This is a genomic window from Paenibacillus sp. S-38 (genome assembly GCF_049942825.1).
GTDB lineage: Bacteria > Bacillota > Bacilli > Paenibacillales > NBRC-103111 > Paenibacillus_G.
In genome coordinates, this window is sequence record NZ_CP187970.1 from 4,421,005 (window position 1) to 4,435,638 (window position 14,634).

The window sequence follows — 14,634 nt, forward strand, 5'->3', positions numbered from 1 at the left end:
TTATTCGTCCTCCTTCGTACCGAAGAGCTTCCAGCACAGCTTCTGCGCCAGGTAGACGATCGTCAGCAGGCACACCGTCAGCGCCGTGGCATAGCCGAGCTCGAAGCGGGTGAATGCATAATCGTCGGTATGTGTGGTGATCATGTGCGCCGCATATTCAGGCGTCGGATTCATGCCGGAGAGCACTGTACCGATCTCGCTGATCTGGACCGCACCTACGACCGCCATGACCGCCCCGAACAGCATCTGCGGCTTCGTCGCCGGGATCGTAATGTACCAGATCTCCTCCAGCCGGCTGCGGATGCCGTCCAGCTTGCCGGCCTCATACATCTCCGGATTGACGTTCAGCAGGCCGGCCAGCATGCCGAGGAAGCCGATGCCCATGCTTTTCCATAAGGTAACCACGACCATGGACGTCATGAGATGATCTTTACTCGTGACCCACGGTACGGGCTCGCTGATGAGATTCAGGTTCAGCAGAAAATGGTTCAGATACCCGATCCGGTCGCTGGAGAACAGCGGCGTCCAGATGATGCTCATCGCCACAAGGCTCGCCAGCGACGGCGTATACATCGCCAGCGTGAACCACTTGCGGAAGACGGCGGGCAAAATCGAGATCAGCCAGGCGAGCAGGAACGCGCACACATAGCCGCCCGGACCGACGATGAGCGCAAAGGTCAGGGTATTCGGCAGCGCATGCTTCATCAGGATGAGATCCTGCGTCAGCATGTAGCGGAAGTTATCCCAGCCGACGAAGCGCGGAGGCTCGATCGAATTGTAGTGGGTGAAGCTCAGCACTACGGCGGCAATGACCGGCAGCAGAATAAACAAGATAAAGCAGATCATGAACGGGGCGATGAACAAATAGGATACGCGGTACGACCAGAGGGTCTTAAGCAGCTCCGCCAGCCTGCCTTTGCGCCGCTGCCCCAGGCTGATGCCAGGCGCCTGCACGATCAATTCACTTTTGGACATACGGCTCCACTCCTTCCCAAGGCTTCGTAATGGACGGCAGATTCATTCGGCGGATCACGGTTCCATCCGGGCTGATGAAGCCGAACTCCTGGACCTTCCGCCGGATTTCGCGGTCCACTTCCTTCACGGCCGTCTCGAGCGAAGTCCGGTAGTTCATGCCTCCGATGACGGTCCGTGTCCAAGCGTTGCGCAGCTCCCGCTCCATGAAGTAGCTGCCGGGTACGTTCGGGATCTCGCGGAACCACTTCCACTGCTCCATGATCGCCGTCAGATCGTCATCTCGCCACGGCAGCTTCGTGAACGCTTCGATATTCGACGTGTTCCACCGGAAGGTGACGCCGTTGAGCGTCTCGAGATCCGTGCCGAACCGCTCCTGCACGGCGGCGGAGGTCCACCACTTGATGAATTCCCAGCCTTCGGCCGGCCGTTTTGCATTCTTCATGATGACCGAAGACTGCATACTGCCTCCGAGCCAGCGGGCCACCTGCCCGTCAGCCTGCCGGACGCCCGGTACGGGAGCGAGCCCCCACAGTCCGTTCAGCTCCGGAGCGGCTACCGTCAGCTGGATATACGTATTGATGTCCGCAATGCCGATCGGGTACGAACCTTCGCGGAAATGCATGTAGAAGCTGTCCATCCGCTGGTCCACGGCATACTTGTTCTGCAGGTCGGTCCACATTTTGAACGCTTCGTAGCTCTTGTCCGAGCCGAGCCCGGTCTTCGTGCCATCCGGCGTATAATACTCGGCGCCGTGCATCTGCATGAACGCATTGTGCTCCACCGGTGTAAAATTCATCCCGTTCTGCTGCAGCACCGGCAGGATGCGGTACAGCTCCTCCCAGGTATCCGGCACCTTCAGGCCGAGCCGGTCGAGAATATCTTTGCGGTAGTACATCATCTGGAACGACTGGGTCTCGGGCACGCCGTAATAGCCCCCGTCATAGTAGAACGGAGTCCAGGAGCCGGGTGCGAACCGCCCGAAGAAATTCTCGAAGTCCGGGAACTGCTTCAGGTTATAGATGCCGCCCCGGATCGCGTAGTCGAACGGAATGTCCTGAGGCATGCCGAGAGCGACGTCAGGCGCTATGCCCGCTGCGTTCATGAGCACGAGCTGCTTCTCGTCCTTGAGCAGATTGACCTTGACCTTGATGCCGGTCTGCGGCGTGAACTGCTCATCCACCAGACCCTGAAGCAGGTTCACGTAATCCCGTCCGCGGAACATCCAGACGTCGAGCGCCTCTTCATTGTCTTCACTCCACTTGCCCTTGGCTTTGAATGAGTCGAAGAAGTTGGCCACCCCGCCCCAGAACTTCTCTCCGGCCGACGCTTCCATCTTCGGAAGCGGCTGCCCGGCGGGGACTACGAACAGGCGGTCAAGCTGCAGCGGCTGGGAGCCCAGCGCCTCGATCTGATCGGCGACCTTGCCCTGGATCTCGACGAGGCGGCCCGGATCATAAGGGATCTCGTCCGCATCCGCGAGCATGGCGTCGATATCTTTGCGCGCGGTAACCAGCCCCTGCGAGACGGAGTCCGGCCGGCCGTTGAGCTCGGTCAGCTTCTCCCGAATCGCGTCGATCCGGTCCCCGGTAGCCTGCAGTCCTTCGACGAAGCCCGGCAGATCGCGCTCCATGTCCCAGGTCCGGTTCTTGTCGTCCACGCCCCCGGTCAGCGCCGATACGTCTGCGAAGAGCTTACGGAGCTCTCCGATCACTTCTTCCAGCTCGACAGCGAGCGGCTTCAGCGGAGCATACGTGACCCGCATGGAGATCGTGTTGGTTCCCTTCTCGAGATAAAACTCATACGGCCGGTTCTCCTCGTCCGCGAGCGTCAGCCCGCGCCAGCCGGACGCATACAGGAAGCGGTACGCCTTCAGCTCGGAGAACGGCACCTTCCCGTTGACGAGCACCGTGCGGAACGAAGAGCGGTTCGATACGAAACCCTGCTGGGCCCGCATCGCAATATGGTAATAGCCGGTCTCCGGCGCGTCGAAGCTCCAGGAGATCTCCTGGTTCCCGGCGTTCCACCGTTCCCCGTTGATCGTATTATAGGTGATTCTGCCCTGGACATAAGGGGTATTGGCGATATCATTGTCATAGGCCAGCGATAGAGAGGAATCGCTCTTCCACTGCACCCGCTCGGCCTCAATGGTCACCGGCTGTGCCGTTACTGCGCCGGCAGCCGGCTGGCTCTGCCTGACCGCTGCATAGGCCTCCGTCTTGGCCGGCGGCTGCAGCAGGATCGATTCGAGGGCCAGGGGATCGCTGCCGTTCAGCCGGATCTTATGCCGGCCCTCCGGCAGATACCACTGCAGGGCGTCCGCATAAGCGCCCGCCTTGTCGCGCAGCTCCCAGGTCTGCCATCCGGAGATGTCTTCCGCCACCGGACGGATCTCATCTCCCCGGTCGTCCGTCCGCACCGGAAGCTTATCCCTCCAATGCCGGTAGAGCTCGATCGACTTCGACTCCAGGAACGGGCTCTTCCCGTCGATCGTGATATTCAGCGCGATCGGCTTACGGTTCTTCGAATCGACGAATGGATGGTAGGACATCGTGAGGGTATATAATCCCCCCTGCTGCACATCCACCTCGTACTCGATCCACTCGTTTCGTCCCGCATTCCAGATTAGGACATTGTCTTTGCCCTCGTAAGCGCCCGTCTGCACTTTCGCTCCCTCGGCATGCCCGGCGATCCGGGAACCGGGGATGAGGATCTGCGCTGTATGATCGGCGGACGCTCCCTCCTTCTTCCACCGCTCCAGCACTTCCGAATAATACGGATCGTTCCGGCCGGTGAGTCCCGCCCCGCCTTCTGCATCGCCCGCCGCCTGCCCCTTGGTCTGTCCTTCTGCCGGTTTGGCGCCGTCCGCCGCCCCTGCAGGATCAGCCGTGCCGTACAGGACAGTGACAAGCGTGAGAACGACGGCAAGCAGGGCTGCCAGCCGCGTCCGTATTCGACTTAACGCTTTCAACTCCATCCCTCCGCCTTTGCTCTTAATCAAGGATATTCTCTTCGGTCTCTCCGTCGAAGAAGATCGCCTTCTGCATATTGGGGATCAGCATAACCCTCTCATCATCTGCGAAATCCTGGTCGGACGGGGTGCGGGCCACGAGAAGCTTCGAGGCTCCGATATCGGCATACACGAAGCGGTCGGCCCCCATCAGCTCGCCGAACTTGTGGATTCCCATCATGGCGTCATGCGGCTGCGCACCGTCTCTCTGAGCAGCGACCCCGATGTGCTCGCTGCGGATGCCGAGGAACACGGTGCGGTTCACTTTCTTTTTCTCCTTGAGTCTCTCCGAGGCGCCCTCAGGGACGCGAAGATAGTACTGCTTCGTATGGAATTCCAGCCCGCCGTCCGGCGCTTCCAGCAGCTTGCCCTCCAGGAAATTGATCGGAGGCGAGCCGATGAAGCCCGCGACGAACATGTTGGCCGGGTGGTTGTAGATTCGCTGGGGGGTGTCGACCTGCTGGATCAGGCCGTCCTTCATGACCACAATACGGTGGCCCATCGTCATCGCTTCCACCTGGTCATGCGTCACGTACACCATGGTCACGCCCAGCTGCTTGTGCAGGGAGATGATCTCCGTCCGCATCTGCACCCTCAGCTTCGCATCCAGGTTCGAGAGCGGCTCATCCATCAGGAACACCTCGGGATTGCGCACGATCGCCCGGCCCAGCGCGACACGCTGCCGCTGCCCGCCGGACAGCTGTCTCGGCTTGCGTTCCAGGAACGGTTCGATCTCCAGCGTCCGCGAGGTCCGTTTGACCGACTGCTCGATCTCATGCTTGGGCGATTTGCGCAGCCGCAGGCCGAAGGCGATGTTCTCGAAGACGCTCATATTCGGATAGAGCGCATAGTTCTGGAACACCATCGCGATATCGCGGTCCTTCGGGGGCAGGTGGTTCACCAGCCGGTCGCCGATGTACAGCTCGCCCGAGGTGATGTCCTCGAGACCTGCGATCATCCGCAGGGTGGTCGATTTGCCGCAGCCCGAGGGGCCGACCATGACGAGAAACTCGCCGTCCTTGATTTCCAGGTTAAAATCTCTTACGGCATAGCCCCGTTCCTTGCCGAAGCGCTTTTCAATTTGCTTTAACAGGATTCTTCCCACTTCCGCACCTCCCACAAGCTCTTCTCTACTGACTCTATCTCTAGTGTGAACGGTTACAATCTCCCCGAATGACCTTCATTATATCGTCTGCCTGTGAGACGATTATAGGCGGTGGTGGCTTACTCTATAGGGGCATTGCGCTTTAGGCATTGCGCTTCAGACTTTGCGCCAGCCAGTCGAACGACAGCCGGCCCGATACTTCATGCTTGCCGGGGAAGAGATCGGAGCCGAAGCGCTCCGGAGCCCCTTCTTCCTGATAGATGGCCTCGAGTACCGCCGCCGTCTCCCGGAAGGAAGCCGCAGGAAAAAGCCCGTCCCTCTCACCGGACTCCACGAACAGGGACCGCGGGGCGGTGAGTCCGATGAGCTCGGGCAGCTCCGCCGCCTTCAGGATGCCGGGTAAATAATTGTCGATGCAGTGGGTCCGCTTCCACAGGCTGCCGGCAAACGTATTCGTGAAGCCGCACAGCAGGGCCGCCTGCAGGCGGTCATCCAGCGCTGCGGCAAAAGCGGCAACAAGGCCTCCGCCTGAGAAGCCCATGCAGCCGATCCGCTGCGGATCGACATCGCCGCGTCCTGCGGTATAATCAAGCGCCCGCGACGCTTCGAACACGCGCAGACCGGCCAGCGTCTGCCCGCACATCAGCAGACGGGAGGCCAGCGCGAAGCAGGAGCTGGTCGTATGCGGGTCTTTCGGCAGGTCGGCGGCCAGCCTCCGGTCGCCGAAGCCGACGATCTCGGGGGCGATGACGATGAGTCCCCGCTCTGCGAGCTGCTGGGCCACGGGACGCCGTCCATCGGGCCGTTCTTCTGCCGGCGTATCATCGGTGCGCAGGCCGACGAGCTCCCGGCTGCCGATACCGTGGCCGTGCCAGGCGATAACCGCCGGTGCCCTGCCCTTCAGCCCCGCCGGCACCAGCACAAAGGCAGGCATCCGCAGCCCCGCGTGCGTCGTGTAGACGACGCGTTCCAGCCTGCCGGCCCCGAGCTCCCACCGCCCGATGACCTCCGGCTCCAGTGGAGCGTCGGAAGCCGGCACAGGTCCCAGTGCCTCAAGCAGGGCCGCACGCAAGACGCTCCGCCTCTCTTTCCAAGAGTGCTGCTTCCCCGCAGCCTGTCCGCGGGCCGCCTGGTAGGCCTCCTCCAAATAGTGATCCGGATTCCACATGGGTCCGCCCTCCTCCTCTTCTGGTATCTGCAATCGTCGGACACCGCTCTCTAGTGCCGCGCCTTCCGGCAAAATTTTTTTACCGCATGTCGTTTCAACCCCGTACGCATCGGGTAAGTAAGGCAAGTATGAATTTCTGCACGGGGATGTTTCTCTCGTCTCCCCTCTGTTTCTCTCCTATGTTAACGCTTACAAGGATAACGCGTTCTCTTCAATCTCCTGGAAGTTCTGCCGGTACTGCCGGGGGGTGACTCCTGTCTTTTTTCGGAAGAGCGCATGGAAAAATTTCATATCCTGGTAGCCAACCTGGTTGGCGATTTGGTAGATCGGAATGTCGGTGGTCTTGAGCAGCTCGCAGCACTTCTGAATCCGCACATTCTGGAGATACTGCGTGAACGAAAACCCCGTTGATTTTTTGAACAGACGCTGAAAATGGCTGGCACTGAGGAAGAAATAATCGGCGACATGCTGTACGGTGATGTTCTGGGTATAGTTCGATTTGATGAAATGCACGACCTCCTCCAGCATGCGCGACGGCACAGGCTCCGCCTCACTCTGCTGCTCGAAGCGCTGCAGCATGACCAGCATCTGGACCAGCAGGGCCGACAGTACGGTCTCAAAGCCGGTGCTGCGCTTCAGGTATTCGCTATGCATGGAGCCGATCAGCGTCTGGAAGGTGTCGTACTTGTCCTGTATGTGCAGCCACGGCTCGCCGAGTTCCGCCGGATGGCAGATGGCGTGGTAGGTGCGCGAATGCTCCTGCAGCATTCCCTTCCAACGGTCGAGCACACCGCTGCGGAAGATGCAGTTGTAGATGACGAGCATCTTGTCCTGCGTCGGGGAAGACGGCCGGAACACATGCGAGGTGCCCAGGGGAATGACGAACAAGTCCCCCTGCTTCACGGGAAGGACCCGGTCCTCGATGTAGTGGTAGCCGCAGCCTTCGCCGACATAACAAATTTCGATAAAATCGTGGGTATGCTGGGACAGCGTAAACGACTCCTGCTCCCGGTTGACGAAGATGTCGAGATCTTCCTCAAAAAACATGTCTCCGCTTAAATGTCCGATTCTCCCGGTCATGATCATCACCCCAGGTAAAGTTTGCATTTCGACACCCTTCCGACGATCGGATTCCCAGGCTGTATTCCGGTGGAAATGTTGTACCCCAATATGACATGTAAACGCATACATTACAATCATCAATTCCGTTTTTCGATACGCAAATCGTATTTGTTGAGTCGTCTACCGTTCTTGTGCACTGAAGAACCTGCTGTACTGCAGCCAACCTTTTCGGCCGCCGGTTAACCGATTGTCGACAGGCGGCCGAAAAGACTGTATTTTTCCGCAGAATATTGCAAAGTTCTCCCAGAGCTGTCCGTCAGCATCGTTTTTGACGATTACTGTCGGCACATTCCACCGAATTCGCTCAGTTCTCAACCAACCAATTTTCCGGAACACAAACATATTTAATTCCCTTGCGCAAATAGGAGAAGGCGATGTGCAGCCGGCCGTCCCCCGGCGCGATAATAGAAGGATAGGAGTAGCCGATCTCCGATTCCTTGTACTCCAGATCCGCCATCTGCACGTTGCGGGTATGGGGCCAGGTGCGGCCGTCATCCTCGGAGATGGAGAGCGTAAGCGGCGTTCGCAGCGGCTTCTTCCGGGTCTCTCCCTTTCGCTGCACCCAGCGGAACTGGTCGCGCTCCATCGTCGAGTCATTGTAGATAAGCGCGATGCGGCCGTCTGGTAACCTTGCCGCCTGCGTGGAGGAATTGTTGTTCGCGAGCGTGCTCTTGACCGGCGGGCTCCAAGTACGTCCATCGTCAACCGATTCGCTCATGTAGATGCGGTCGGCCAGCCGGCTGCGGTACAGGGCCAGCAGCGATCCGTCGCTGCGGGGAACGATGTTCATCTGCACCCGGTGGACGCTGCCCGGCACTTCCGTCTCCGTCCAGGTCCGGCCCTGGTCGGAGCTGCGGAGCACCACGCTGTAGTGGCCGTCGAGCCGGCAGTAATAAGCCGGGAGCACCCAGTCCCCGCTGCCGGTCACAACCGGCGGATGACGCAGGAAGATGCCGGGATGGTCCGCGATCACCTCAGCCGGTCCCCAGGTCTGCCCGCGGTCCTCGGAGAGCCGCCGGACAATGCGCGAAGTTTTCTGGTTGTGGGGTTCGTTCGAGGTATGCAGCAGCCACAGCCGCCCGTCCGGCGCCTGGAACAGCACCGGGTTCTGCTCGGAGCGTTCGGGGTCCGAGGACAGCTGTTCGGGGGGGGTCCACCGGTCCGAGCCGGCGGGAAGCCTCGAGAGGACGACATTCGTGTCCGGGTTGCCTTCCCCGCTGCCCGTGAACCAGGTGCAGAGCAGATCCCCGTTATCCAGTGCAAGCAGATTGGCCGCATGGCTGTCATTCGGATGCAGGACGGGCAGGAATGCTTCCCGTACCCTCGGATCGGTTTCATGTTGCGTAACAATTCCGTTAAATCGGGTCATATGTGCAGCACTCCCTGCTTGGTATTTGTTCCCCGCTTCCTTCGGTCCCCGGCTCCTGCCCGTTCAGGACTTCCCAGTTCAGCTTCGTCCCGGTCAATCCGGGGGCCTGGAACACGAGCCGGCCATGGGCATAGACCCGGAAGCCTTCTTCGATCTCCGGCGCCCCCGGTGTAACGGGGGTCTCTGCGGACCGGCGGTAAGTGATACGCAGCATCGTGCCGGCCGCCTTCACGCGGTCCAGGTCAAACCAGTCCAGTCCGATATCCAGCGGATCGAGCCTGATGCCTTCCCGGCCGACCGACAAGCCGGCGACGTGGGACACCACGAGGTCGATAAAATACGAATGGTTGTATTCCTGTTCATCACTCAGGGCTTCGCCGGTGGCGCTGTTGTAGTGCTCGACGAGCCCCGGACGGTTCAGGTCGCGGTACTGAAAATGCAGGAACGCATATTCACGGAGGTAGTGGCCGAACTCCCCGTCATAGCGGTGGCCTCTTCGCCTGCTCTCCTTCGCCAGCGCGTCCAATGTGACCGAATTCGTATACGGCCAGGTCGGACCGTCCCAGACACAGCCGTTGCGCCCCTTGACGAAGTGGCCCATCCAGCCGCCTTCCTTCGCATAAGCCGGGCAGTCGGCCGAGACGGACGGGAACGGGCAGCGCGTGCCGAACTCCTGCTCATTGAACAGATGCTCCATCAGGCCGTCATGGCGTTCATCGATGATTCGGGCCCAGGCGGGATAGAAGCCGACGATATTTTTGACCAGCGCCTTCTCGTCGGTTTCGTGGTGCAGGTCGTAGAAGAACTGCGACTCGCCGTCCCACATTTTGTCCAGCACATCGGCCTTAACCGCCTCCGCCTGCTCCCGGTACCGCTCCGCCTCCGGGTCGCCGAGTTCTTCGCACAACCCCGCAATGCCGAGCAGATTAAGGTAGTGGTACACGGTGCGGTCCACCCGCTTCAGCGGCGTGTACGTCGCTTTGTCCTTGGGATTCCTCGGGTAATCGTGAAAATACCAGTAGCTCGGCTGGTATTCCTTGCCCGTACGCGTATGCTTGTATTCGATCATCAGGGCGTCCCGCTCATTGCCGTACACGGTGCACCAGGCTTCGGTATTCCGCTTCAGGGCAGGCAGGAGTTCCTCCGCCGCTTTGCGGTCCGGGTGGACCAGGAACAGCTGATACACCGCCCAGCTCCCGAAGTTCGCGAAGGAATGCATCACCGTGTCCACGGTCAGACAGCTCAGCATGCCGTCCTCCCCCGGGGCCGCCATCATATTGCGGTAAGCGCCGAGCGCATAGTCCGGGTCATGGTGCCACCGGGCGTCCATTGTATGCAGGGGAACGGAGAGGTTGATGAGCTTGCTGAATTCCCAGCCCCCTTTGCCGAAGGGGGTCTTGCTCTTCTTGTGGGACCGCCCCTCGTAGAACAGCGGGTGGGCCAGGTTGCCGTACTTCGGATCGGCGAGATTGTGGCGCATCAGGAACCAGCGGTACCGCCAGGTACGGTCGAGCAGCTCGTCGCTGCTGGAGAAGCCGGGCGTTTGGTCGAACCAGGCTTCGTATTCGTTCTGCTGGGCCTCCAAGACCTCCTCTGCGGTTCGGCCGCTTTCTGCTATGGAGGCGGCGCGTTCGGAGAGCGTGCCGGGCTCATCCACCCCATCGATGCCGAAGGCCGCGGCAATGATGAAGGTCCGCGACTGACCGGGCGGCACCCTTACCCCGTCCAGCAGATCACGGTCGCTGACGGCAATCACTCCCGTAATCGTGAAGCTGTAGTGCTCGATGGCGAACGACCCGCTCAGCCGGTCTCCCTCCCGCTTCCCGAACGCCTCCCCGTAGGTATCGAGGCGGAGCACCAGCTCCTCCCCGCTGCGGTTCGTCCATGTCTGGCAGGAGACGGCACAGTCGTTCCAGGTGATAAACTTGCGCTCGGAGAACGCCAGCCGGCTCGCTTCGAATTCCATGCTCAGATGGCTCGGCCGCCAATTCGTCCGGCAGGGCTCGAAGGTTACGGCAGGACTGCTTCGCACCGCGAACAGCAGGGGAAGGTTCACCTTGTGGATAAAATCAAAGCGTCCCTCGAAACCGGGGACCGGATCCAGATAATCCGCCCACAAGCGGGCCCCCGTCGACCCGAGCAGAAGCGCTCCCGGCAGCGTACGGAGCGATTTTCTCCCGGCCTGGAGCTCATCGTCCAATCGCTTTGCTCCTGACATCATTGTTCTCTCGCCCTACTCTCTATACTGAGGTTATTATTATCATTAATTATAAAAAATCCCAATGGTTGTTCCGAGGTGGTTATCGTCTCAATGTATAGGGCGATTCTGCTTACAGGCGAAGCGGCTCAGGGGATCAGATCCGCAGACCAGTAGGCGATCCGCTCCCTCTTCCAGGTGTAGGTCACATGGACCCGGCTGCCGCTCGCGACGATTGCGGGATACGAATACTGCTTCTCCCCTTCGTCGATCACCGTCTCCCCATACCAGCTGACGCCGTTGTCCCGCGAGAGCAGAAGCACAAGGGGCGATCTCGGCCCCTTGTGCTTGCCGGGCTCCGGCCGGGTCGGATTGCAGACCAGCGCCAGCGTGCCGTCCCCCAGCTTCGCCACGTCGAGGCCGCTGTTATTATTCGGCAGGGAGGTCGCATAAGCCGGACACCAGGTGCGTCCCCCATCGGCGGAGTCGCTGCGGTAGACGGCGCCTGCCGTGCTCCGGGTGAGCATGTGCACGCAGCCCGGCTCCGACTCCCACAGGCTCGGCTGGATGATGCCCTTGCCGAGAAACGCACTGCGGTCCGCAGGCATCGGCACGTCACCGCTTCTGGTCCACGTCCGTCCGCCGTCCAGTGACAGATCGACGAAGGAGTCCCAGGCCGGCTCCAGGGATGCCGGTGCGGCGATGGTGCCGTCCGTCAGGCGGACCGGCTTGTTCTTGACGGGCCCCCGCCCGCCCCGGTCTCCCGGGACCAGCTCGGCTGGCCCTGACCAGCTATGTCCGTCATCTGTGGATTCCATCACGAGCGTGGACCAATGCTCGATGCGTATACCCGTTTTGTAGTAGAGAAGCAGCGTGCCGTCTTCCCTGCGGAAGAGCACCGGATTCCAATGGGGCGTGCCGGGATAGCCTGCGGCCAGGTGTGGTGCGGTCCACCCGCCCTGGGCACCTCGGTGCGCGACCCAGATCGCCACGTCCCCGGCGCCTTCCTTCGAGCCGCCGAACCAGGAGGCGACGGCGCCGCCATCCGGCAGCAGCTCAATTGTGGACGCATGGCAGCTCGCGAAGGGCCGCTCGTCTTCGAAGATATATTCCTTGCACGGATCGGTCACGCGCAGCTGAACGGTCATTAGAGTTCGCCTCCTTGATATGCGGCTGAGGGACGGGATGCGGTGGAAGTTGTTGAGACTTCCGGAGGGTCAGATGCCCTTTGCTGGACCGAGGCAGTGATTTCATACCGCCTTCCCGCCTCGGTCGGGAACCGGACGATCGTGTCCCGCTCCGCCTCCACGGTGACAAGTGCCCCGTCGTCTCCTGTAATCACGACAGGCACACCCGCTGACAGGCGGCATGGCTGGCCTGCCCGGGAGATCAGCACCGCCCGGATCAGCTTGCCGTCCTTCCATTCCATGTCGATCTCGAAGCCTCCGCGGGCCCGCAGCCCCCGGACCCGCCCCTCCCGCCACTTCTCGGGCAGGGCCGGGAGCAGGCGTACGGTTCCCCGGTGGCTCTGCAGCAGCATCTCCAGGATGCCGGCCGTGCCCGCCAGGCTGCCGTCGATCTGGAAGATGTCCATCTTCACCTTCGGGTGGCGGTGCGCATTGGTCAGGTTCGGGTGGAGCCCCGCCAGCAGCTCGCCCAGGAATCGGTGCGCGGTCTCCGGTTCTCCGAGCCTGGCCCACAGGGAGATCATCCAGGCGCAGCTCCAGCCGGTATGCGCGCCGCCGTGCGCCAGCCGTCTCTCTAGTGCCTTCCGGCTCGCCTCGGCCAGCTCGGGCTCGCCCTCCGGCGTGATCTCCTCCAGCGGATGGAGCGCGGCCAGATGCGCCGTGTGGCGGTGCCCCGGCTCCGCTTCCCCGAAGTCCTCGGCCCATTCCTGCAGCTGGCCGTGCCTGCCTATGCGGTAAGGCGGCATCCGCCGGAGCGTCTGCTCCAGGAGCGCGCGGAACGGTGTATCCTTCTGCAGCTGCCGGCTGGCTTCCATGCACCGGCCGAAGAGATTGCGCAGCAGCGCGATGTCCATCGTGGAGGCATAGGTGACGCAGCCCTGGCTTCCGTCCGCGGTGAGAAAATGGTTCTCCGGCGAGGTGGACGGACACGTCACCAGAAAACCGTCCGGCCCTTCCACAAGCCAGTCGAGCCCGAACTGCGCCGCTTCCTTCAGCACGGGATACGCCCGGGCCAGGTACTCCTCATCCCGGCTGAAGGCGTAATGCTCCCACAAATGCTCGCACAGCCAGGCGCCGGCCATCGGCCAGAACGCCCAGCTCGGCGACCCGCCGACCGGTGTGGCGGTCCGCCACAGGTCAATATTGTGGTGGGCCGTCCAGCCCCGGCTCCGGTAGTGCACGGAAGCGGCCCGGCGGCCGGTCACACGCAGGTCGTCCACGAACCGCAGCAGAGGCTCATGGCATTCCGCCAGATTGGCGGCCTCCGCCGGCCAGTAGTTCATCTGCACGTTGATGTTCGCCGTCCAGGAGCTGCACCAGGGCGGCTGCAGCTTGTCGTTCCAGATCCCCTGCAGGTTGGCCGGCTGCGTGCCGGGCCGCGAGCTGGACAGGAGCAGATAGCGTCCATACTGGAAAAAGAGTGCCGCAAGCCCCGGATCGTCCGCGCCTTGGGCTGCGGCACGGATCCGGGCGTCCGTCGGAAGGGCGGCCGCATCCACTCCGTAGTCCGCTCCGCTTCCGCCGAGCTCCAGGTCCACGCGCCCGTACTTCTCCGCATGCTCGCGGATGTGCCGCTCCTTCAGCAGGCTGTAGCCCAGCCCGGCTGCCTCTCGGAGCCGTTCCGCGCACACGGCGCGGGGCTGCCCGGCGAGCGAGGCTGCTGCCGGGTCACGGTCGAAGCCGTCATAGCTTGTCGCTGCGGCAAGCAGCAGCGTAACGCCCCGGCCGGAGACCACCCGGATCCGGCCGCCGGAGGATTCGATCCGACCCTTCTCGGCCGTGACGTGAAGGGCCGCCTCGAATGCGATGCCCCGGCCCTCCTCATACCGTGCGGGTTCATCCGAGCGCACGGTGTTCGGCAGCACCCGGACGGGGCAGCGGCCCGACAGGGCCATGCCGCTGCTTCCTGTCCGGCGGACGGCGTACTGCAGCGGACTGCCCAGCGAGATCGTCAAGTTCAGCGGCTGTTCGCTCTCGATCCGGAGCGCCAGCACCTGATCGGCCGCCGAGACGAACAGCTCCCGGGTCTGGAACGCCCCGGCCGCCCTGTACTGCGTGCGGATCACCGCTTCATCCAGGATCAGCTCCCGGCGGTAGTCCGTGATCTCCCCTTCCTTGTCGAACTGAAGCTCGAGATCGCCCAGCGGAAGATAAGATTCGATATCCGGCCCCTGCATGTACTGCTCGATGATCTCCTCCGCCTCCGCGTGGCGTCCCTCGAAGATCAGCTTTCTTGCAGGGTCCAAATGGAGATGTGCGTCCTCCCGCACGGTATCTCTGGGCTCGCCCGACCACAGCGTATCCTCGTTCAGGGCGATTCTCTCCCGCCCGGTAGCGCCGAATACCATGGCACCGAGCCTTCCGTTGCCGGCGGGCAGCGCCTCGAACCAGTTGTCGGCCGGCTGTTCGTACCACAGGACCGATCGCTCTCTTTGGCTCCTCATAGGGGTCCTCCTCTTCCTCTCAGGCTGTTGTCCATTCCTTTCCTGCAAAAGGGAATAGGG

General features: G+C 61.8%; 9 protein-coding genes. All 9 read right to left on the bottom strand.

Annotation, left to right across the window (positions count from 1 at the left end; genetic code table 11):
- Nucleotides 1-975 carry a carbohydrate ABC transporter permease gene (locus ACP26L_RS19745; protein WP_426445656.1) on the bottom strand — a complete coding sequence of 325 codons (975 nt, stop codon included), beginning with the start codon at nt 973-975 and terminating at the stop codon, nt 1-3.
- Nucleotides 962-3,949, bottom strand: a complete 2,988-nt coding sequence (locus tag ACP26L_RS19750) for an extracellular solute-binding protein (protein WP_426455017.1) — start codon at nt 3,947-3,949, stop codon at nt 962-964. The genes ACP26L_RS19745 and ACP26L_RS19750 overlap by 14 nt, the downstream gene beginning before the upstream one ends.
- 16 nt (nt 3,950-3,965) lie before the next feature.
- Nucleotides 3,966-5,087 carry an ABC transporter ATP-binding protein gene (locus ACP26L_RS19755; RefSeq protein ID WP_426445658.1) on the bottom strand — a complete coding sequence of 374 codons (1,122 nt, stop codon included), beginning with the start codon at nt 5,085-5,087 and terminating at the stop codon, nt 3,966-3,968.
- A gap of 142 nt (nt 5,088-5,229) precedes the next feature.
- Complete coding sequence (locus ACP26L_RS19760; protein WP_426445660.1) at nt 5,230-6,255, bottom strand: dienelactone hydrolase family protein; 1,026 nt, start codon at nt 6,253-6,255, stop codon at nt 5,230-5,232.
- 189 nt (nt 6,256-6,444) lie between these two features.
- A complete protein-coding gene (locus ACP26L_RS19765; RefSeq protein WP_426445662.1) occupies nt 6,445-7,362 on the bottom strand; it encodes a helix-turn-helix domain-containing protein in 918 nt (305 codons plus the stop codon).
- 319 nt (nt 7,363-7,681) lie between these two features.
- Nucleotides 7,682-8,746: a sialidase family protein gene (locus tag ACP26L_RS19770; protein ID WP_426445664.1), complete on the bottom strand. Its 1,065-nt coding sequence runs from the start codon at nt 8,744-8,746 to the stop codon at nt 7,682-7,684.
- Nucleotides 8,733-10,946, bottom strand: coding sequence for an MGH1-like glycoside hydrolase domain-containing protein (locus tag ACP26L_RS19775; protein WP_426445665.1), 2,214 nt, complete (start codon nt 10,944-10,946; stop codon nt 8,733-8,735). Before ACP26L_RS19775 ends, ACP26L_RS19770 begins: the two co-directional genes overlap by 14 nt.
- A gap of 146 nt (nt 10,947-11,092) precedes the next feature.
- Entirely contained in the window at nt 11,093-12,091 is a 999-nt protein-coding gene (locus ACP26L_RS19780; protein ID WP_426445667.1) for a sialidase family protein, read from the bottom strand.
- Complete coding sequence (locus tag ACP26L_RS19785) at nt 12,091-14,574, bottom strand: glycoside hydrolase family 95 protein (RefSeq protein ID WP_426445669.1); 2,484 nt, start codon at nt 14,572-14,574, stop codon at nt 12,091-12,093. The genes ACP26L_RS19780 and ACP26L_RS19785 overlap by 1 nt, the downstream gene beginning before the upstream one ends.
- Nucleotides 14,575-14,634 lie beyond the last annotated feature (60 nt).